General features: G+C 55.8%; 16 protein-coding genes and 1 riboswitch. Of the genes, 6 read left to right on the forward strand and 10 right to left on the reverse strand.

Going from position 1 to position 19,709, the window contains the following annotated elements:
• Window positions 1-252 precede the first annotated feature (252 nt).
• Both murI and btuB read right to left on the reverse strand, forming a co-directional pair.
• Window positions 253-1,116 (reverse strand): glutamate racemase, encoded by an 864-nt coding sequence (gene murI, locus ACGS9J_RS22125; RefSeq protein ID WP_442232894.1) that lies wholly within the window; start codon window positions 1,114-1,116, stop codon window positions 253-255.
• The gene (gene btuB / locus ACGS9J_RS22130) at window positions 1,061-2,953 is read right to left on the reverse strand and encodes a TonB-dependent vitamin B12 receptor BtuB (RefSeq protein WP_442232958.1); all 1,893 of its coding nucleotides are present in this window, start codon (window positions 2,951-2,953) and stop codon (window positions 1,061-1,063) included. The genes murI and btuB overlap by 56 nt, the downstream gene beginning before the upstream one ends.
• A 68-nt stretch (window positions 2,954-3,021) precedes the next feature.
• A riboswitch (cobalamin riboswitch) is annotated at window positions 3,022-3,241 on the reverse strand.
• A 113-nt stretch (window positions 3,242-3,354) separates the two neighbouring features.
• Between btuB and trmA the strand changes: the two genes are divergently transcribed.
• On the forward strand, window positions 3,355-4,458 hold the full coding sequence (trmA, locus tag ACGS9J_RS22135) for a tRNA (uridine(54)-C5)-methyltransferase TrmA (RefSeq protein ID WP_442232895.1): 1,104 nt from the start codon (window positions 3,355-3,357) through the stop codon (window positions 4,456-4,458).
• A 43-nt stretch (window positions 4,459-4,501) separates the two neighbouring features.
• Here the strand turns inward: trmA and ACGS9J_RS22140 are convergent, their stop codons facing one another.
• Together ACGS9J_RS22140 and fabR are read right to left on the reverse strand one after the other, a co-directional pair.
• Window positions 4,502-4,870: a YijD family membrane protein gene (locus ACGS9J_RS22140; protein ID WP_442232896.1), complete on the reverse strand. Its 369-nt coding sequence runs from the start codon at window positions 4,868-4,870 to the stop codon at window positions 4,502-4,504.
• A 12-nt stretch (window positions 4,871-4,882) separates the two neighbouring features.
• Window positions 4,883-5,515, reverse strand: a complete 633-nt coding sequence (gene fabR, locus ACGS9J_RS22145; protein WP_020837514.1) for an HTH-type transcriptional repressor FabR — start codon at window positions 5,513-5,515, stop codon at window positions 4,883-4,885.
• A gap of 215 nt (window positions 5,516-5,730) precedes the next feature.
• On the opposite strand from fabR, the gene sthA reads away from it, so the two are divergent.
• Complete coding sequence (sthA, locus tag ACGS9J_RS22150) at window positions 5,731-7,128, forward strand: Si-specific NAD(P)(+) transhydrogenase (RefSeq protein ID WP_020837515.1); 1,398 nt, start codon at window positions 5,731-5,733, stop codon at window positions 7,126-7,128.
• Here the strand turns inward: sthA and oxyR are convergent.
• Window positions 7,111-8,028 (reverse strand): DNA-binding transcriptional regulator OxyR, encoded by a 918-nt coding sequence (oxyR, locus tag ACGS9J_RS22155; RefSeq protein WP_442232897.1) that lies wholly within the window; start codon window positions 8,026-8,028, stop codon window positions 7,111-7,113. The genes sthA and oxyR overlap by 18 nt on opposite strands.
• Window positions 8,029-8,179: 151 nt before the next feature.
• On the opposite strand from oxyR, the gene ACGS9J_RS22160 reads away from it, so the two are divergent.
• Both ACGS9J_RS22160 and ACGS9J_RS22165 read left to right on the forward strand, forming a co-directional pair.
• Window positions 8,180-8,911, forward strand: coding sequence for a glutathione peroxidase (locus tag ACGS9J_RS22160; RefSeq protein ID WP_442232898.1), 732 nt, complete (start codon window positions 8,180-8,182; stop codon window positions 8,909-8,911).
• A gap of 77 nt (window positions 8,912-8,988) precedes the next feature.
• Complete coding sequence (locus ACGS9J_RS22165) at window positions 8,989-10,437, forward strand: dihydrolipoyl dehydrogenase (RefSeq protein WP_442232899.1); 1,449 nt, start codon at window positions 8,989-8,991, stop codon at window positions 10,435-10,437.
• Between the two features lie 61 nt (window positions 10,438-10,498).
• Here the strand turns inward: ACGS9J_RS22165 and ACGS9J_RS22170 are convergent, their stop codons facing one another.
• From ACGS9J_RS22170 to argC, 5 genes are all read right to left on the reverse strand, one after another.
• Window positions 10,499-10,774, reverse strand: a complete 276-nt coding sequence (locus tag ACGS9J_RS22170) for a hypothetical protein (protein WP_442232900.1) — start codon at window positions 10,772-10,774, stop codon at window positions 10,499-10,501.
• A gap of 116 nt (window positions 10,775-10,890) precedes the next feature.
• Window positions 10,891-12,264, reverse strand: a complete 1,374-nt coding sequence (argH, locus tag ACGS9J_RS22175; RefSeq protein ID WP_442232901.1) for an argininosuccinate lyase — start codon at window positions 12,262-12,264, stop codon at window positions 10,891-10,893.
• Between the two features lie 79 nt (window positions 12,265-12,343).
• Window positions 12,344-13,564, reverse strand: a complete 1,221-nt coding sequence (locus ACGS9J_RS22180; protein WP_442232902.1) for an argininosuccinate synthase — start codon at window positions 13,562-13,564, stop codon at window positions 12,344-12,346.
• 25 nt (window positions 13,565-13,589) lie between these two features.
• Entirely contained in the window at window positions 13,590-14,363 is a 774-nt protein-coding gene (gene argB / locus ACGS9J_RS22185) for an acetylglutamate kinase (RefSeq protein WP_442232903.1), read from the reverse strand.
• 29 nt (window positions 14,364-14,392) lie between these two features.
• The gene (argC, locus tag ACGS9J_RS22190) at window positions 14,393-15,397 is read right to left on the reverse strand and encodes an N-acetyl-gamma-glutamyl-phosphate reductase (RefSeq protein WP_442232904.1); all 1,005 of its coding nucleotides are present in this window, start codon (window positions 15,395-15,397) and stop codon (window positions 14,393-14,395) included.
• Between the two features lie 216 nt (window positions 15,398-15,613).
• Here argC and argE point away from each other — a divergent pair, with 216 nt between their 5' ends.
• Window positions 15,614-16,759 carry an acetylornithine deacetylase gene (gene argE / locus ACGS9J_RS22195; RefSeq protein WP_442232905.1) on the forward strand — a complete coding sequence of 382 codons (1,146 nt, stop codon included), beginning with the start codon at window positions 15,614-15,616 and terminating at the stop codon, window positions 16,757-16,759.
• A gap of 260 nt (window positions 16,760-17,019) precedes the next feature.
• Window positions 17,020-19,656, forward strand: coding sequence for a phosphoenolpyruvate carboxylase (gene ppc / locus ACGS9J_RS22200; protein ID WP_442232906.1), 2,637 nt, complete (start codon window positions 17,020-17,022; stop codon window positions 19,654-19,656).
• Window positions 19,657-19,709: the final 53 nt, after the last annotated feature.

A 19,709-nucleotide genomic window follows, 5' to 3' on the forward strand; every position in this document is an offset into this window, starting at 1 on the left:
AGCGTTCGTTACTGAGATAACTCTCGGTAACGCGGGAGGTGCATATTACGCTTTCCCGCTGAAGAGTCAAGCTTTTTTCTTATTAAGAAACGGTGTTTTCACCGGCTTGCTTCTTCCTGGCTGGGCGACTGGTTCTCGTTAGAGGAGTCATTGTTCCCGGTCAGTGGAGGCGCATTATAGGGAGTTCTCAGAAGGCCGCAACCCCTAATTTCAATATTTTTTCCGACCGTTGAACATTTGACCAAAACCGCCTTAAAGAGGCAGTTTTTTCAACGATTTAAAGCCATATCCCTGTAGAACGGGCAATAAAGCATCAGTGTCTTCATTTAACGCCATGCAATACGCCAGATTCTCTTCCTGCGTCGACACCAGATTTTCCTGCGTCGAAATCAGCCAGGCAGTACGACGGGCAATAGCCGCACCGGAATCGATCAGTCGGGTTCCCTCAGGCAACACCTGCATTAACTCTTCTGCTAATAAAGGGAAGTGGGTACAACCTAGCACTACGGTATCCGGCGGCTCGCGCATGCTCAGCCATGGATGGAGGATCTTCTTCAGCGTCGGCAGCGGTACGGCTTCGCCGTGCAGCTTGGCTTCTGCCAGCTCCACCAGCTCTGAAGACCCCAATAGCTCGATCTTGCAATCGGTAGCGAAACGGGCAATCAACTCATGGGTGTAGGTGCGCTGTACGGTACCGCGGGTAGCCAGCAGACCCACGACGCCATTGGCGGTCAGTCGGGCGGCAGGCTTGATGGCAGGCACAACGCCCACGACCGGGAAGGTAAAGCGTTCGCGCAGAGCGGGCAAGGATACGGTGCTGGCGGTGTTACAGGCGATGATGACAATCGCCAGAGGATGCCGTTTCTGCACCGCGCCGACAATCTCCAGCACGCGCTCGACAATAAACTCTTCGGATTTCTCACCGTAGGGAAACGCCACATTATCGAAGGCGTATATATAGTGGAGGTCCGGCAGCAGTTGCCGAACCTCTTGATACACCGATAACCCGCCGACGCCGGAATCAAATACCAGCACCGTCGGGCGGGCCGTCGCAGGGGTGTTAGAAGGTATAGCTTCCAGTGAGGTAGTATTCTCTTCCTGGAGTAGCGTAGCCATAAGCCGTCTCATAATCTTTATCAAACAGGTTGGCGATTCTACCACGAACTGTCAGATGAGATGTGACCGGATACGAAACTGCGAGATCCCACAGGCTAACCCCGCCGAGTTTGACGGTACGCGTGGTGTAACCACTGTAGTCGCCATCGTAACGTTCCCCCAAATACTGGTAGGTTACGGCCCAATCGAAGTCATAGACTTGCCAGTCCAGTTCATATTTCACCTGTTGCTTGGCACGACGCAGTAGAACCTCGTTGGTTTTGGCATTGCGTGGGTCAACATAGTCATAACCAATTTGATGGGTCAACGGCCCGGTATCAAAGGAAGCTGTAGCTTCGACACCTTTAATGGTTGCCTTATTAACGTTGTAATAAGCAGACCCGGAACCGCTTGATGCATAACTGATCAGGTTGTCTATATCGTTACGATAACCCGTAACACGCCAAGTCACCGGCCCAGTCAAACCTTCAAAGCCGCCTTCCCACTGTTTACTTTCTTCGGGCTTCAAATCCGCGTTACCACCGAAGCTACCGTATTGTTGCCCAAGATTCGGTGCTTTAAACGCAGTGCCATAAGAAGCGATGGCACGATAGCCCTCAACAAATTCCCATGCGGCGCTGGTTTGCCAAGTGCCATGCCAGCCAAATTGCGAGTTATCGTCACCACGAATCGCCCCTTCCAGGGTAAAGTCATCAATTTGTTGCTGCGCCGTCAGATAAAGCCCGGTGTTACGCTGGCTCTTGCTATCAGTAATATAAGCCGTGCCCGGCTCAATTTTTTGATCCTGCCAATCAACGCCCGTGCTGATATTGCCGTTGGCAACCTGGAACGTATTGCCCCATTGCACATTGTATTGTGTGGAGTCATCCAAAGTTGCGGAAGCAGAATAAGGACCATACTTAGGATCATAGTTATAGTCTTTGCTGTGGCTGTAACTGGCAATCAGTTGAGTGGCATAAATACCGTCCTGATAACGCAGGCCGCTATCCCAGCTTTGACTATAGAGCTGACGGGTATCGGGCAATGCATCTAAATGTGCCGAGTCGGAATAGCTGTAATTGCCATCATAAGCCGTGCGGTTGTCATAACCGTACCCTCGAACAAAACCGCTGAACGCATCGTTAAACTTATGATCTATACCGCCATACAGAGACTTGCTCATGAAACCGTCGCGATCGGATTGCGCCGGGTTGCCAAAGCTGTCTGGCAGGTTCGCCACCACATCATAGCCTTTGGTATAGGTGTAGTTACCGGCAACTGTCGCCACCGTATTGTCGCCCAGTTGCTGCTGGGTAGACGCGTCATAGGCCTGATAGCCGTTTGACCCCATGCCGGCGGAAAGCGTAGTGCCGTTCTTTTCGCGGGTAGTAATAATGTTGACCACGCCGCCGATGGCATCGGAGCCATAAACAGCCGAGCGTGGCCCACGGATAAATTCAATTTTCTGCACCAGCGAGATCGGGATCTGGCTGAGATCGGAAGAACCACTGACGCCAGCCTGGTTAAGTCGGATGCCGTCAATCAGCACCAGCACATGGCTGGAATTGGTGCCACGAATGAACAACGAGCTGGCTTGCCCCAGGCCACCGTTTTGTGACACATCTACGCCCGGCAGGCGACGCATCACATCGGTCAGGCTTTTTGCCTGCCAACGGTCGATTTCATCCCGGGTAACGACAGAAGTAGGAGCCAGTACGGAAGAAACCGGCTGCGGGAAGCGATTGGCGGAAACCACCAGGTTATCGCTGTTATTGGCTGTGGTGTTGTCTTGCGCCCATCCAGAAAAAGCCGTGACGGAAGAAACCACCGCCAGCAGCGTATTTTTTGTAATTGTCATGAAAAAGCATCCAAACTTAATTGGCGGATGCCGCAGGATCATGGCCGGTATTTCGCGACGGCCACGCACATTGCGACGTAACACCGGCAGGTCTTCGGGCTTGGGAGTTGCGAGTGGCCTCTGAGCTACCTGCACCGGGCGATGACTTCCCGTCCTGCAATGGACAGTGTCTGCGTAAAACGCTATCGCCGTGACTTCCCCTTACCGCTGCGCGTCAGCTCCGGATTCACACCGGATTCCCTTTTCACTCGCTGCTTGAGGCCGGACGGCAATGCTACGATCAATGTAAATAGATGTCTAGACTGCCATCAATGTTACAAATAATAAACACGACAAAACTGGACTTCACGGGCTGATTCCCTACAATCCCCGCTGATCAAATTTGCCTGACGAGAAGAAACATGACGCCCGAGAAATTGCCCATTGAACGTTACGATGACCAACTGGCGGAGAAAACTGCCCGGCTGAAGACGCTGATGTCACCGTTCACGGCACCCGAGCCGGAAGTGTTCCGCTCGCAAGTCGAGCACTACCGCATGCGCGCCGAATTCCGCATCTGGCATGATGAAGATGAGATGTACCACATCATGTTTGACCAGCAGACCAAGCAACGCATCCGCGTCGAGCAGTTTCCTGCCGCCAGCGAATTGATTAACCGCCTGATGAGCGCACTGATCGCCGCCATCAAGCCTGACCCCATTCTTCGTCGCAAGCTGTTTCAGATTGATTATCTGTCGACCCGCAGCGGCAAAATCATCGCCTCGCTGCTGTACCACCGCAAGCTGGACGACGCCTGGCAGCAACAGGCCGAAAAGCTGCGTGATGACCTGCGCGCACAGGGCTTTGACCTGCAGCTGATTGGCCGCGCATCGAAGATGAAAATCATGCTGGATCAGGATTACGTCGACGAAGTCCTGCCGGTCGCCGGCCGCGACATGATTTACCGCCAGGTGGAAAACAGCTTCACCCAGCCGAATGCGGCGATGAACATACAGATGTTGGAATGGGCGCTGGACGTCACCGCCGGCTCTAAAGGCGATCTGCTGGAGCTGTATTGCGGCAACGGCAACTTCTCGCTGGCGCTGGCACGTAATTTCGAACGGGTACTGGCCACCGAAATCGCCAAACCTTCGGTTGCGGCAGCGCAATACAACATTGCGGCCAACCATATCGATAACGTACAAATTATCCGCATGGCGGCGGAAGACTTTACCCAGGCGATGAATGGAGTGCGCGAGTTTAATCGGTTGAAGGGGATCGATTTGAGCAGCTATAACTGCGAAACCATTTTCGTCGATCCGCCGCGCAGCGGGCTGGATGATGACACGGTGAAAATGGTGCAGGCCTATCCGCGCATTTTGTATATCTCATGCAACCCGGAAACGCTGTGCGCCAATCTGGAGACGTTGCAGGAAACTCATCAGGTCAGCCGTCTGGCACTGTTCGATCAGTTCCCGTACACCCATCATATGGAATGCGGTGTACTGTTGGAAAAACGCGTTTAATCAGACAGGGGCGCCCTTCTCGCGGTACCCCTGCTTTTGCCCATTACCCCGGGGTATTCTCATCCAGCGCCTTGCGCGCCTTCAGCTTCATACCAATCCAGAATACCAGCACCACTGAAATAATCGCCGGCAAGAAGTTAGAGCCAATCTGCGGGTATTCAGCACGGACTATTGCGCTGTACAACAGCACCCCCAGCAGGAAACTCGCAGCGGCCAGCTTCGGCATGCCTTCCGGCATCGCGCGGTGCAGATAACGTTGATGCAGGCAATAAACCGCCAACACCAAAGCAATGATCGGGAAAATCGAAAACGGCACCACCGAGCTGAACAGCGCGGCGAACGAACCGTTGATTGAAAGGCCGGCAATCAACGCCAGCAGTAAGGTGCCATTCTCACGGCCTGGTTTTTCCATCGCTTTCTACCTTTATACGTGGGATACGGAAGTTTTTTCTTGTTCGCGGCGATACCAATAATAAGCGCCCTTGGAAATCATCCGCAGTTGCAACACTAAACGTTCCTCGAGCCGACGCCGTTGATCTATATCGATGTCCAGCGCTTCAGCACCGGCGCTGAATACGATGGTGACCATGGCTTCCGCCTGCGCTTCGGTGAAACTGCGCGGCATGTGGTTTTCCAGCTCGAGGTAATCCGCCAATTCGGCGATAAAATGTTGGATCTCACGCGCCACCGCCGCACGAAAGGCCGCCGAGGTGCCGGAGCGCTCACGCAGCAACAGGCGGAAGGCGTTGGGATTATTGCCGATAAACTCCATAAAGGTGGAGACAGAAGTGCGGATCACGCTGCCGCCCTTGGCAATACGCTGACGCGCCTGACGCATCAGTTGACGCAGCATCAGACCGCTTTCATCAACCATGGTTAACCCAAGTTCGTCCACGTCACGAAAGTGGCGGTAAAATGACGTCGGTGCGATGCCCGCTTCACGCGAAACCTCGCGCAGGCTCAGGCTGGCAAAGCTGCGTTCGGCGCTTAGCTGGCTGAAGGCCGCCTCGATGAGGGAACGACGAGTCCGTTCTTTTTGTTGTGCTCTGACGCCCATATGCATATCCAGATAAGATCCATTTTCTCAGTCTAACGCCGTAGACCCGGCAATATAGCAAATTTTATTGCAACAGCATTTATACAAACGCGTCCTGTCACAGTTTCGCCCTGTACCCTTTGTGCTTTGCCTCAAAAAGCCTAATGGTGATTGGGCACTCAGCGCTATGATGTTAAGATACCGTTGTAATTTTGTATAAGACAGGTCTCTCCCCTATGCAACAGCACTATCAATTTGATGCCATAGTTATTGGCTCGGGCCCAGGTGGTGAAGGTGCCGCTATGGGGTTGGTGAAACAGGGCGCCCGCGTGGCCGTGATAGAACGGTACAATAACGTAGGCGGTGGATGTACTCATTGGGGTACCATCCCTTCCAAAGCCCTCCGCCACGCCGTTAGCCGCATTATCGAATTCAACCAGAACCCGCTTTATAACAATTCACGCACGCTCAGCGCGACATTCCCTGATATTTTACGCCACGCCGATAACGTCATTAATCAGCAGACCCGGATGCGTCAAGGGTTCTATGAGCGCAATCAGTGCAAACTGTTCGCCGGCGATGCGCGCTTTATCGACGCCAACACCGTCAGCGTCAGCTATATGGACGGCACTCAGGACACCATCCGCGCCGATCACATCGTCATCGCCTGCGGCTCGCGCCCCTACAACCCGTCGAGCGTCGATTTTAACCATCCGCGTATTTATAACAGTGATTCCATTCTCGAACTGAACCACGAACCGCGTCACGTCATCATTTATGGTGCCGGGGTCATCGGTTGTGAATATGCCTCTATCTTCCGCGGTCTGAACGTGAAGGTGGATCTGATCAACACCCGCGATCGCCTGCTGGCATTCCTCGATCAGGAAATGTCGGACTCGCTGTCATACCACTTCTGGAACAACGGCGTAGTCATTCGTCACAACGAAGAGTTCGAGAAGATCGAAGGCACCGAAGACGGTGTGATTGTTCACCTGAAGTCCGGTAAGAAAGTGAAAGCGGATTGCCTGCTGTACGCTAACGGCCGTACCGGTAATACCGATTCGCTGGGGCTGGAGAACGTCGGCCTGGAGTCAGACAGCCGTGGCCTGCTGAAAGTGAACAGCATGTACCAGACCGCACTGCCGCACATTTATGCCGTGGGTGACGTGATTGGTTATCCGAGCCTGGCATCTGCCGCCTACGATCAGGGCCGCATTGCCGCGCAGGCGATTTCTTCCGGCGAAGCCAGCGGACATCTGATTGAAGACATCCCGACCGGTATCTACACCATTCCGGAAATCAGCTCCGTCGGTAAAACCGAACAGGAACTGACGGCGATGAAAGTGCCGTATGAAGTGGGCCGCGCACAGTTCAAGCATCTGGCTCGCGCGCAAATTGCCGGGATGAACGTCGGCAGCCTGAAGATCCTGTTCCATCGCGACACCCTGCAGATCCTTGGGATCCACTGCTTCGGTGAGCGTGCGGCGGAGATCATCCACATCGGTCAGGCGATCATGGAACAGAAAGGTGAAGGCAATACTATCGAATATTTCGTTAATACGACCTTCAACTATCCGACCATGGCCGAAGCCTACCGGGTGGCAGCGCTGAACGGCTTAAACCGCCTGTTTTAACGTGGTGCCCATATAGCTTTGCATGTGCTCGCGGATCGCCTCGGCCAATTGCTCATAACGACTGCGCAATGGGGAGCCGGGGCGGTACACCAGCGCAATGGTGCGCTTGGGTTCAGGTTTGAAACAGTCCAGGTAGCATACGCCGTCACGCTCACGCTGCGGCGGTACCGCCAGTGAAGGCAACAGAGTGATCCCACTGCCCGCCGCAACCATATTTCGCAGCGTTTCCAGGCTGGTCGCCCGGAAGTGGGTATCTTCGTCGGCCCCGGCCTGGAAGCAAAAGCCCATCGCCTGATCGCGCAGACAGTGACCGTCTTCCAGCATCAACAACTTTTCCCCTGCCAGATCCGGCATCGCCACACGGTCGCGCTGCGACCATGGATGATCGGAGTACACCGCCAACTTCATCGGCTCGTCAAACAGCGGCACTTCAATAAAGGCTTCCGTTTCCTTCACCAACGCCAGAATGGCGCAGTCCAGTTTACCGCTGTCGAGTTGCGCCAACAGCTGTTGGGTCTGCGCTTCATGCAGGTACATTTCCAGCTTGGGAAAGGTTTTGTGCAGCGTAGGAATGATCTGCGGCAGCAGATAAGGCCCGACGGTGGGGATCAGCCCGATATGCAGCGGCCCGGACATGGCTTCACCTTGCTGGCTGGCCATCTCTTTCAGAACTTTGACTTCGCGCAGCACGGTACGCGCCTGTTCCACCAGCAACAGGCCCGCCTGGGTGAATAACACCTTGCGGCTGGTGCGTTCAAGCAGCATCACACCCAGCTCGTCTTCCAGCTTGCGGATCTGCCCACTGAGTGTGGGTTGGCTCACATGGCATGAATCGGCGGCACGGCGGAAATGCCGATGCTCGGCCAAAGCGACCAGGTACTCTAAATCACGAATACTCATTGTTTCCCTCCAGACCACGATAGCTCGTGGCGATAGATAAGATAGCAATGAGCGATTAGATCTATCAAGCCCCGACGTCAATAATGTCACCCAACGAAGCGATACAGCGCTAACGGCTAAAAATTATTTTTCCTAATTAAGGGGTTAATTCATGTTTACCAGTCAAGAAGGCAAAAAAGTTCCTCAAGTTACCTTCCACACCCGTCAGGGCGACCAATGGATTGACGTCACCACCGACAATCTGTTCAAAGATAAAACCGTCATCGTATTTTCACTGCCGGGTGCGTTCACCCCAACCTGTTCTTCCAGCCATCTGCCGCGCTATAACGAGCTGTCCAGCGTATTCAAACAGCACGGCGTTGACAGCATCTTGTGCGTCTCGGTGAACGATACCTTCGTGATGAACGCCTGGAAAGCCGATCAACATGCAGAAAACATCACCTTCGTGCCGGACGGCAACGGTGAGTTCACCAAAGGCATGAACATGCTGGTCGAGAAAGCGGATCTGGGCTTTGGCCCGCGCTCATGGCGTTACTCGATGCTGGTGCGCAACGGCGTAGTGGAGAAAATGTTCGTCGAGCCTAACAAGCCGGGCGACCCGTTTGAAGTGTCTGACGCCGACACCATGCTGAAATACCTGGCACCGGAATTCAAAGTGCAGGAATCGGTTTCCCTGTTTACCAAACCGGGCTGCCCATTCTGTGCCAAAGCCAAACAAATGCTGCAGGAGCGTGGCATCCAGTATGAAGAGATCGTGCTGGGTCAGGACGCCACTACCGTCAGCCTGCGTGCCGTCACCGGCCGCGCTACCGTACCGCAGGTGTTTATCGGTGGCCGTCATATCGGCGGCAGCGATGACCTGGAAACTTTCCTGTCAGCCTGATTTATAAGTAATAACAAAGCCAACGTGAACTTTTGGCGGGCTCCGGCCCGCCCTTTTTTTAGCTTTCAGGAGCGGATATGAAACAGTTGAATGTTGACGTCGCGGTTATCGGCGGCGGCACTGCCGGTCTGGGCGCCTATCGCGCCGCCAAGCTTGCTACCCCGAGCGTGGTGATGATCGAGGGCGGGGCTTACGGCACCACCTGTGCACGCGTTGGCTGCATGCCATCCAAATTACTGATTGCCGCCGCCGAAGCGGTGCATCAAATCGAGCGGGCACCGGGCTTTGGCGTGTATCCCGCCGGTAAAACCACCATTAACGGCCGCGAGGTCATGGACCGCGTTAAACGCGAGCGCGACCGTTTTGTCGGCTTTGTATTGGAAGGCGTCGACGAGATCCCGGCCGCCGACAAAATTCAGGGCTACGCCAGTTTCATCGACGACAATACCCTGCAGGTGGATGATCACACTCGCATAGTGGCGCAACGCATCGTTATCGCCACCGGTTCCCGCCCAAGCTGGCCGGCACCGTGGAATGCGCTGGGCGACCGGTTGATCGTCAATGATGACGTTTTCAATTGGGATGACCTGCCAGAGTCGGTAGCGGTATTTGGCCCCGGTGTGATTGGCCTGGAGCTGGGTCAGGCGCTGCATCGACTCGGTGTGGAAACCAAAGTCTTTGGCGTGGGCGGTGCCGTCGGACCGTTAACCGACAGCACCGTGCGAAACTACGCCGCCAAGGCTTTGGGCGAAGAGTTCTATCTTGATGCCGATGTGAAAGTCGAGATGATGCAGCGCGAAGGCGACAAGGTATTTATCCGCTATCAGGATCGGGACGGCTTGCCGCAGGAGATCATGGTGGATTACGTCCTGGCCGCCACCGGCCGTCGAGCGAACGTCGATAACCTGGGCCTTGAGAACACCAGCCTGATGCTCGACGCCAGAGGCGTACCGCAGGCCGATCGCCTGACGATGCAAACCAGCGTGCCACATATCTTTATCGCCGGTGACGCCAGCAACCAACTGCCTTTGCTGCACGAAGCGAGCGATCAGGCGCGCATCGCCGGAACCAACGCCGGCAGTTTCCCGGAAGTCACCCCGGGCCTGCGCCGCAGCGCGATCTCGGTGGTATTTTCCGATCCGCAGATCGCCATGGTCGGCTCTACCTTCCGTGAGCTGAACGAGAAATTCAGCGCCTGCGGCTGTTTTGAAATCGGTGAGGTGTCGTTCGAAAATCAGGGGCGTTCACGGGTGATGCTGCGTAATAAAGGCATCCTGCACGTCTATGGCGAACAAGGCACCGGGCGTTTCCTCGGCGCAGAAATGATGGGACCGGACGTTGAGCATATCGCTCACCTGCTGGCCTGGGCGCACCAACAGCAAATGACCATCAACCAGATGCTGGACATGCCGTTCTATCACCCGGTGATCGAAGAAGGCCTGCGCACCGCGCTGCGCGACCTGCAAACAAAACTCAAACTGGGCAAAGCCGAGGCGGAACGCTGCCAACGCTGTCCGGGCGAGTAGTTCTTCCAAAAACAAAGGGCGCAGTTCTGCATATGAACTGCGCCCTTTATACATGTCAGAATCAAACGAACTCAGCGTTTAACTCTTTCCATCCATCACCTTCACTATCATTCGCCTTTAATTCCTGCAAAGTAACACTGAGGAAGTATCGACGAGGATTTCCGCACATCCAGCAACTGCAATCAGGCGCTGTAGTAACTAACTTGCCTGCTCTACGGGCAATTCCCTGCGCCGTAGATAGCTCCGGATAAATTATTCCGCCGTAGTAATCTTTACGATGACTTTTTAGACGATAATAGTGATGACGACGTAATCCACGCTTTCTGTTTTTGTACATTGATTTCTCCATATCCGGCAGAGACTTTGTTTGCCTCTGCCTTGCGTATGTAGAAATCAGTAAAAACAGGCACTAACGGTAAATAATGCATAAACATCCTTGTTATTTACTTTGAGTTAAGCCAAACGCTGTTTCGCTGCGGCGATCGCGCTGGCGACCTGCTGAGGAGAAACGCCGCCCTTGGCCGAACGTTTATCCAGGCAAGATTGCAACGCCAGAATCGGGTACACATCGTCGCCAATGATCGCACTGAACTTCTGCAAATCAGTCAACGGCAGGGCTTCCAACGCTTTGCCCTGACGGATCGCCTCCACTACCGCCTCACCGACGATATGGTGCGCTTCACGGAACGGCACGCCTTTGGCGACCAGATAGTCCGCCAGCTCGGTCGAGTTGGCATAACCCTGCTCTGCCGCTTCTTTACAACGTGGACGCTTCACCTGGATGCCATCCAGTACCAACGCCGCCATCTGCAGGCAGTCCATCCAGGTGTCCAACGCGTCGAACAACCCTTCCTTGTCTTCCTGCATGTCTTTGTTGTACGCCAGCGGCAGACCTTTCAGCGTCATCATCATGCCGGTCAGGGCACCCTGCACGCGGCCGCATTTACCGCGGATCAGCTCCAGCGCATCCGGGTTTTTCTTCTGCGGCATCAGCGAAGAGCCGGAAGTCACGCGATCAGACAGATCGACAAAAGCCGCTTCGCCGCTGTTGAAGAAGATCAGGTCTTCGGCAAAACGCGACAGGTGCACCATGCTGATGGAGGCATTGGACAACAGCTCCAGCACATGGTCACGGTCGGAAACGCTGTCCAGACTGTTACGGGTGGCCGAGGCAAAGCCCAGCCAACCGGCCAACTGTTCGCGATCGATAGGATAAGCGGTACCGGCCAGTGCGCCGCTGCCCAGCGGACTGACGTCCAAACGCTTCAACGTGTCCTGCAGACGACTTTCGTCACGCGCCAGCATTTCCACATAGGCCAGGCACCAGTGGGCAAAGGTAACCGGCTGTGCACGCTGCAGGTGGGTATAACCCGGCATCACCGCATCCTGATTGGCTTCGGCGGTTTCCACCAGTGCCTGTTGCAACTGAACGATGGCCTGATGCAGTTCACCAATTTGCTGTTTGCACCACAATTTCAGGTCGGTCGCGACCTGATCGTTACGGCTACGGCCAGTGTGCAGCTTTTTGCCCAAATCGCCGACCTTGTCGATCAGCTTCTGCTCCACCCAGCTGTGAATATCTTCCGCATCGCTGCTGACAATCGCCTGCGGATCGGCCTGTACCTCTTCCAACAGCACGCTCAGCGCCTGCTCAAGCTGTTGCTGCTCGGTGACTGTCAGTACGTTGACGGTAACCAGTGCTTTCGACCAGGCCACTGAACCCACGATGTCCTGTTCCGCCAGGCGATAATCGAAGCGCAGAGAATCATTTAACTGCTTGAACCGCTGATCTGCCGCCTGACTGAACCGTCCGCCCCAAAGTGCCATACCGTTACTCCTGAAATTTTATGCGAATAGGGGCGCAGCATGCTGCGCCCCTATCAAGTCACGCCGAATGGTTAATAAGTTACTTGTTCTTTTTCTCGTTCAACGCGCGAATGCGTGAAGAGAGCGAGAACAGGCGGATAAAGCCGCCCGCGTGGCTGTGATCGTAAACTTCGTCTTCGCCGAAGGTGGCGAACTCTTCAGAGTACAGGCTGTTGGCGGATTTCTTCTGAATTGCCGTCACCTGGCCTTTGTACAGTTGCAGTACCACTTCGCCATTCACTTCTTCGGCCAGTGCCTCAGCGGATGCCTGCAGTGAACGACGCAGTGGCGCGAACCAGCGGCCATCGTAGACCACGTAAGACATTTCCAGGCCCAGTTGCTCACGCCATTTGAAGCTGTCGCGATCCAGAACCAGTTGCTCAACGCCACGCAGTGCCGCCACCATGATGGTGCCGCCCGGGGTTTCGTAGCAACCGCGGGATTTGATGCCCACCAGACGGTTTTCCACGATGTCGATACGGCCCACGCCATGTTTGGCGCCCAGCACGTTCAGGGTTTCCAGACATTTGTACGGGCTCAATGCTTCGCCGTTAACCGCCACCACACAGCCTTTTTCTACGGTGATGGTCACTTGCTCCGGCTGATCCGGCGCTTCCTGCGGATCGACGGTCCAGACCCAGCAGTCTTTGTTCGGGGCGTTCCACGGGCTTTCCAGCACGCCGCCTTCGGTAGAGATATGCCAGGCGTTTTCGTCACGGCTGTAGATTTTTTCCAGCGACGCCGTGGTCGGGATATTGCGCTCTTTCAGGTAATCCAGCAGCGCTTCACGGGAACGCAGGTTCCACTCACGCCAAGGGGCAACCACTTTCAGGTGCGGCGCCAATGCGGTGTAGGTGGTTTCGAAACGTACCTGGTCGTTACCTTTCCCGGTTGCGCCGTGGCACACCGCATCAGCCCCCACTTTCAGCGCCAGCTCAACCTGCGCCTTGGCGATAATCGGACGCGCCATGGAGGTGCCCAGCAGGTAACTGCCTTCATACAGAGCACCGGTCTGCAGCACCGGGTAAACATAATCACGAATGAATTCTTCACGCAGATCGACCACGTGACACTCAGAGGCACCGGATTGCAGGGCTTTTTGCTCCACACCTTCCAGATCGCTGCGCTCCTGGCCGATATCCGCCACGAACGCCACCACTTCGCAGCCGCCGTAGTTTTCTTTCAGCCAGGGAATGATGGCCGAAGTATCCAGACCGCCAGAGTACGCCAGAACGATTTTTTTGATGCCTTGGTTTTGCATGGTCTTTTCCTTTTTAATTCTAAATTTAAGCGAGGATCCGGGTGCCAATCGACACGCCGTTAAACAGAGCAGGAAGCTGATCGGCATGGCGCCAACTGGCGATATCTACCGGGCGACCAAGGGTGCGGGCCGCATCGAGCGCCGCATTCACCTTCACCACCATACCATCAGTGATGATGCCCTGGGCAATCAGTTGTTCCGCTTTTTGCGCCGTCATTTCTGCGATGCGCTGCCCTTTTCCGTCGAGGATGCCACTGACATCCGACAGCAGGATCAAATCCGCACCCAGCGTGGCGGCCAAAGCCGTCGCCGCCTGATCGGCGTTCACATTCATTAACTGTCCGTCGGCGGTAATGCCGATAGAACTGATCACCGGCAGGTAACCGGCGTCCAACAGGGTATTGAGCAGCGCCGCTGAACCCGGTTGCGCGTTGCCAACGTGGCCAAGCGCCGGATCGAGCGGGGTAACGGTGACGCTGCCGCCGTCCGCCAGGCTCAGGCCCACAGCGTTAATCTGGTGTTTGATCGCCCATGCCAGCAAGGTTTTGTTGGCGGTACCGGCCAGTGCACCGGTGATAATGTCGATCTGATCGGCCGGAGTCACACGCAGGCCATTTTTCTTCACCACCGGCAGAGAAAGCTGTTTCATCAGCTCATCCACCACGCAACCGCCGCCGTGGACGATAACCAGTGGACGCTGATGCTGCTGACGATAGCTGTCCAGCGCGGTAAACAAACGCTCCAGCGCCTCTTCACTGTCTAATAACACGCCACCTAACTTGATAATTAACGGGTTCATCGCTGTTTACATCCCACGCTGGTGATTCATTAAAGTAATGACTGGGTTTCCGGGAACCCAAAACGGATATTCAGGCATTGCACCGCCTGAGCGGCTGCGCCTTTCAACAGGTTGTCTTCCGCCGCCACGGCGATCAGGTGTTCGCCCTGCACGGCAAAGCCGATGTCGCAAAACGGCAATCCGACCACTGATTTCAGCGCCGGCACACCTTTGTCGTACAGCCGCACCAGCGGCTTGTCGTCATAGGCAGCGTGATAAACCGCGGCCACGTCCTGCGCGGTCACACCGGCTTTAAGGCGGCAAGTGATGGTTTCGAGAATACCACGCGGGAAGTTACCCAAATGTGGCGTAAAAATGACCGGCGTGCCCAGATGCGCAACGATTTCCGGATGATGACGGTGGTTGAAAATCCCGTACGGCTGCAGGCTCACCTCACAGAAACTGGTGGTGACGCTGGCCTTGCGACCCGCACCGCTGACGCCGCTGGTGGCGTTGATCACCGGCCACTGATCGAGGTTCAGCAAGCCTTGGTCGATCAGCGGTTTCAGCGCCAACTGTGCAGCCGTCGGGTAGCAGCCTGGAACGGCGATCAGCTGCGCCTGCTTGATTTTTTCGCTCTGCCACTCCGCCAGGCCATACACCGCCTGCTCCAGCAAGTCGGCATGCTGATGCTCAAAACCGTAGTACTGATTGTAGAAAGCGGTGTCTTTCACGCGGAATGCGCCGGAAAGGTCGAACACCACGCAACCGGCGGCCAGGAACGCCGGCGCGATATCGTGGCTGACCTCATGCGCCGTGGCCAGGAACACCACGTCGATGCCAACGGCAGCGGCGGCAACGTCAACCAGCGGTTGTAACGGCAAATCGACGATGCCTTTTAACTGAGGGTGCAAATCGGAAAGCAATTTTCCTGCATCTGCACTTTGCGCTGAAACCGCTAAAGCGGTTATGTTCATGTGTGGGTGACGATTAAGGTACGCCGTGAGCTCCGCTCCGGCATAACCGCTGGCACCGACAATCAGCGTATTCAACATGGGGCCTTTCACCTTCTTGACTTGCGTTAGGTCGTTTTCGACTCAGGTTTCCAGGCTCACCAGCGTTGTTTTGCCGTTCACCCACGAGGTCGAGCGTTGATGTTTTTATAATCATCCGGGGATCGGGTTCCCTTACGCTCCAGCTTACTGTATTTTTATTCACAATAAATGCATGAATATTGATACCAACCTAACCAAAGGCTGTCAACAGTGAAGATGAAATTACCTCCATTTATTGAGCTGTACCGGGCGTTGATCGCCACTCCGTCGATCAGCGCCACCGATGGCGCCCTCGATCAGAGTAATGAAGCGTTAATCAACTTGCTGGCCGGCTGGTTTTCCGATTTGGGCTTCCGCGTCGACGTGCAGCCGGTGCCGGACAGTCGCAACAAATTCAACCTGCTGGCAAGCATCGGCGAAGGCAGCGGCGGCCTGCTGCTGGCGGGCCACACCGACACCGTGCCTTATGATGAAGGCCGCTGGACGCGCGATCCCTTCACCCTGACCGAACACGACAATAAGCTGTACGGTCTGGGCACCGCCGACATGAAAGGTTTCTTTGCCTTTATTCTGGATGCGGTGCGCGACATCGATGCCAGCAAGCTGACCAAGCCGCTGTATATTCTGGCCACCGCCGATGAAGAAACGACGATGGCCGGTGCACGTTATTTTGCCGCCTCGACCAGCATCCGCCCGGACTTCGCCATTATCGGCGAGCCGACCTCGTTGCAGCCGGTGCGTGCGCACAAAGGCCATATGGCCAACGCCATCCGCATCGTCGGCCAATCCGGCCATTCGAGCGACCCGGCACGCGGCGTGAACGCCATCGATTTGATGCATGACACCATCGGCCGCCTGATGGAACTGCGCAAAACCTTGCAGGAGCGCTACAACAACCCGGCATTCGCCGTGCCCTATCCAACCATGAACTTCGGCCATATCAGCGGTGGCGATGCGGCCAACCGTATTTGCGCCTGCTGCGAGCTGCATCTGGATATCCGCCCGCTGCCGGGCATGACGCTCGACAACATCAACGAACTGATGCATCAAACGCTGGAGCCTGTCAGCCAGCGCTGGCCGGGCCGCCTGAGTATTGAGGAGCTGCATGCTTCGGTACCGGGCTACGAGTGCCCGACCGATCACCAAATGGTGGCGGTGATTGAGAAACTGCTGGGCACGCGCACACAGGTGGTCAACTACTGTACCGAGGCACCGTTCGTCCAGCAGGTCTGTCCGACGCTGGTGCTTGGCCCCGGCTCGATCGACCAGGCGCATCAGCCGGATGAATACATCGATACCGGCTTTATCGAACCCACGCGCAAGCTGCTGGGCCAGTTGGTCGATCATTTCTGTCGCCAATAAACCGGATACAAAGTAGGGGTTAATGATTTATCATTTCCCCTACCTCTAAATACGTAGCAAACCAATGAAATAAGCCAGACTGATAACCGGCGCGCCGTAATTAAATTTCAGAAAATGCGCCGATTTTGATGTTTTTTTGCTAAAAATAGTGTCAATTGACGATTGGACAGGAACGTGGCGAGATGAAACAGGCGCTCTTCGCCTGACACGTGAAATTTACTTACAAGATAAAAATCATACAGAATTGGGTCAGGGGTTATATGAACGAACAATATTCGGCAATGCGAAGTAATGTCAGTATGCTCGGCAAATTGCTCGGCGATACCATCAAAGAAGCGCTGGGCGAGCATATTCTCGATCGCGTTGAAACTATCCGTAAGCTTTCCAAATCTTCACGTGCAGGCAATGAAGCGCATCGTCAGGAGCTGCTTTCTACCTTGCAAAACCTGTCCAACGACGAATTGCTGCCGGTCGCACGCGCATTCAGCCAGTTTCTCAATCTGACCAACACCGCAGAGCAATACCACAGCATTTCACCCAATGGTGAGGCCGCCAGCAACCCGGAAGCGCTGGCCCAGTTGTTCACCCGACTGAAAGACCAAAAACTCAGCACCAAAGAGCTGCAAAAAGCGGTATCCCAACTTTCTATTGAGCTGGTGCTGACCGCACACCCGACGGAAATCACCCGCCGCACCCTGATCCACAAGCTGGTCGAGGTCAATACCTGCCTCAGCCAGCTCGACCATAACGATCTGGCCGACTACGAACGCAACAAGATCATGCGCCGTTTGCGCCAGTTGGTAGCCCAATCGTGGCATACCGACGAGATCCGCAAGCACCGCCCGTCACCGATCGACGAAGCCAAATGGGGCTTTGCGGTGGTGGAAAACAGCCTGTGGGAAGGGGTTCCTGCCTTCCTGCGCGAATTCAACGAACAGTTGGAAAACTCCATCGATTACAGCCTGCCGGCGGAAGCGGTGCCGGTGCGTTTCACTTCCTGGATGGGGGGCGACCGCGACGGCAACCCAAACGTCACGGCCGAGATCACCCGCCACGTGCTGCTGCTGAGCCGCTGGAAGGCTTGCGATCTGTTCACCCGCGATATTCAGGTGCTGGTGTCCGAGCTGTCGATGACCGAATGTACTCCGGAACTGCGCGCGCGGGCCGGTGGCGATGAAGTACAAGAACCCTATCGCGAGATCATGAAGCAGTTGCGCAGCCAGTTAATGAGCTCCCAGGCTTATCTGGAAGGTCGTCTGAAAGGCGAGCGCGTGCTGAAGCCACACGACCTGCTGGTGAACAACGAGCAACTGTGGGAACCGCTGTTCGCCTGTTATCAGTCGCTGCAGGCCTGCGGCATGAGCATCATCGCCAATGGTCAGTTGCTGGATACCCTGCGCCGCGTGCGCTGCTTTGGCGTGCCGTTGGTGCGTATCGACGTTCGTCAGGAAAGTACCCGCCACACCGAAGCCATCGCCGAACTGACCCGCTATCTGGGCCTGGGCGACTACGAAAGCTGGTCCGAAGCCGACAAACAGGCCTTCCTGATCCGCGAACTCAATTCCAAACGCCCACTGGTGCCGTTGAAGTGGGAACCGAGCGCCGACACCCTGGAAGTGCTGGAAACCTGTCGGGTGATCGCCGAAGCGCCGGAAGGCTCCATTGCCGCCTACGTGATCTCCATGGCGCGGACGCCTTCTGACGTGCTGGCAGTCCATCTGCTGCTGAAAGAAGCCGGTTGCCCGTTCCCGCTGCCGGTAGCGCCACTGTTCGAAACCCTCGACGACCTGAATAACGCCGACGACGTGATGACCCAGTTACTGAACATTGACTGGTACCGCGGCTTTATCCAGGGCAAACAGATGGTGATGATTGGCTATTCCGACTCGGCAAAAGACGCCGGGGTGATGGCCGCCTCCTGGGCGCAGTACCGCGCTCAAGACGCACTGATCAAAACCTGTGAAAAGGCCGGTGTGGCACTGACCCTGTTCCACGGCCGTGGCGGCTCGATTGGCCGTGGCGGTGCACCTGCACATGCGGCGCTGCTGTCGCAACCGCCGGGCAGCCTGAAAGGCGGCCTGCGCGTCACCGAGCAGGGCGAGATGATCCGCTTCAAATTTGGCCTGCCGGAAGTCACCATCAGCAGCCTGGCGCTGTATGCCGGTGCCGTCCTTGAGGCCAACCTGTTACCGCCGCCGGAACCGAAAAAAGAGTGGCGTGCGCTGATGGATGATTTGTCAGATACCTCATGCAAAATGTATCGCGGCTATGTGCGCGAGAATCCGGACTTCGTGCCTTATTTCCGTGCCGCAACGCCGGAGCTGGAACTGGGCAAACTGCCGCTGGGTTCACGCCCTGCCAAGCGTAAGCCAAACGGCGGCGTAGAGAGCCTGCGTGCCATTCCGTGGATCTTCGCCTGGACGCAGAACCGCCTGATGCTGCCGGCCTGGCTGGGCGCCGGTGCCGGTTTGCAGGAAGCGGTGAAAGCCGGTAAGCAGGATCAGCTGGAAGCCATGTGCCGCGACTGGCCGTTCTTCTCCACCCGCATCGCAATGCTGGAAATGGTATTTGCCAAGGCCGACCTGTGGCTGGCGGAATATTACGACCAACGTCTGGTGGACAAATCGTTGTGGCCGCTGGGCCAGCAGCTACGTGACCAGTTGGAAAGCGACATCAAGGTAGTGCTGACCATCGCCAATGACGCGCACTTGATGGAAGACCTGCCGTGGATTGCCGAATCTATCGCGCTACGTAATGTGTACACCGACCCGTTGAACGTCCTGCAGGCTGAGCTGCTGCACCGTTCACGCCAGCAGGAACAACCGGATGCCCGCGTTGAACAAGCGCTGATGGTCACCATTGCCGGCGTTGCCGCCGGGATGCGCAATACCGGCTAGGTGAAGTACCAAAGTACGGCTCCTGCTTGCAGGGGCCGTTTTTTTATCCAACA

The sequence above is a fragment of the Serratia quinivorans genome, assembly GCF_052113645.1.
Lineage (GTDB): Bacteria > Pseudomonadota > Gammaproteobacteria > Enterobacterales > Enterobacteriaceae > Serratia > Serratia quinivorans_B.

Coding starts and splice junctions, on each gene's coding strand:
- ACGS9J_RS22165 (WP_442232899.1), top strand. CDS start 8,989: ATGAAACAGTTGAATGTTGACGTCGCGGTTATCGGCGGCGGCACTGCC.
- argB (WP_442232903.1), bottom strand. CDS start 14,363: ATGAACCCGTTAATTATCAAGTTAGGTGGCGTGTTATTAGACAGTGAA.
- ACGS9J_RS22180 (WP_442232902.1), bottom strand. CDS start 13,564: ATGCAAAACCAAGGCATCAAAAAAATCGTTCTGGCGTACTCTGGCGGT.
- fabR (WP_020837514.1), bottom strand. CDS start 5,515: ATGGGCGTCAGAGCACAACAAAAAGAACGGACTCGTCGTTCCCTCATC.
- trmA (WP_442232895.1), top strand. CDS start 3,355: ATGACGCCCGAGAAATTGCCCATTGAACGTTACGATGACCAACTGGCG.
- murI (WP_442232894.1), bottom strand. CDS start 1,116: ATGGCTACGCTACTCCAGGAAGAGAATACTACCTCACTGGAAGCTATA.
- sthA (WP_020837515.1), top strand. CDS start 5,731: ATGCAACAGCACTATCAATTTGATGCCATAGTTATTGGCTCGGGCCCA.
- ACGS9J_RS22160 (WP_442232898.1), top strand. CDS start 8,180: ATGTTTACCAGTCAAGAAGGCAAAAAAGTTCCTCAAGTTACCTTCCAC.
- ACGS9J_RS22140 (WP_442232896.1), bottom strand. CDS start 4,870: ATGGAAAAACCAGGCCGTGAGAATGGCACCTTACTGCTGGCGTTGATT.
- ppc (WP_442232906.1), top strand. CDS start 17,020: ATGAACGAACAATATTCGGCAATGCGAAGTAATGTCAGTATGCTCGGC.
- ACGS9J_RS22170 (WP_442232900.1), bottom strand. CDS start 10,774: ATGTACAAAAACAGAAAGCGTGGATTACGTCGTCATCACTATTATCGT.
- btuB (WP_442232958.1), bottom strand. CDS start 2,953: ATGACAATTACAAAAAATACGCTGCTGGCGGTGGTTTCTTCCGTCACG.
- argC (WP_442232904.1), bottom strand. CDS start 15,397: ATGTTGAATACGCTGATTGTCGGTGCCAGCGGTTATGCCGGAGCGGAG.
- argH (WP_442232901.1), bottom strand. CDS start 12,264: ATGGCACTTTGGGGCGGACGGTTCAGTCAGGCGGCAGATCAGCGGTTC.
- oxyR (WP_442232897.1), bottom strand. CDS start 8,028: ATGAGTATTCGTGATTTAGAGTACCTGGTCGCTTTGGCCGAGCATCGG.
- argE (WP_442232905.1), top strand. CDS start 15,614: ATGAAATTACCTCCATTTATTGAGCTGTACCGGGCGTTGATCGCCACT.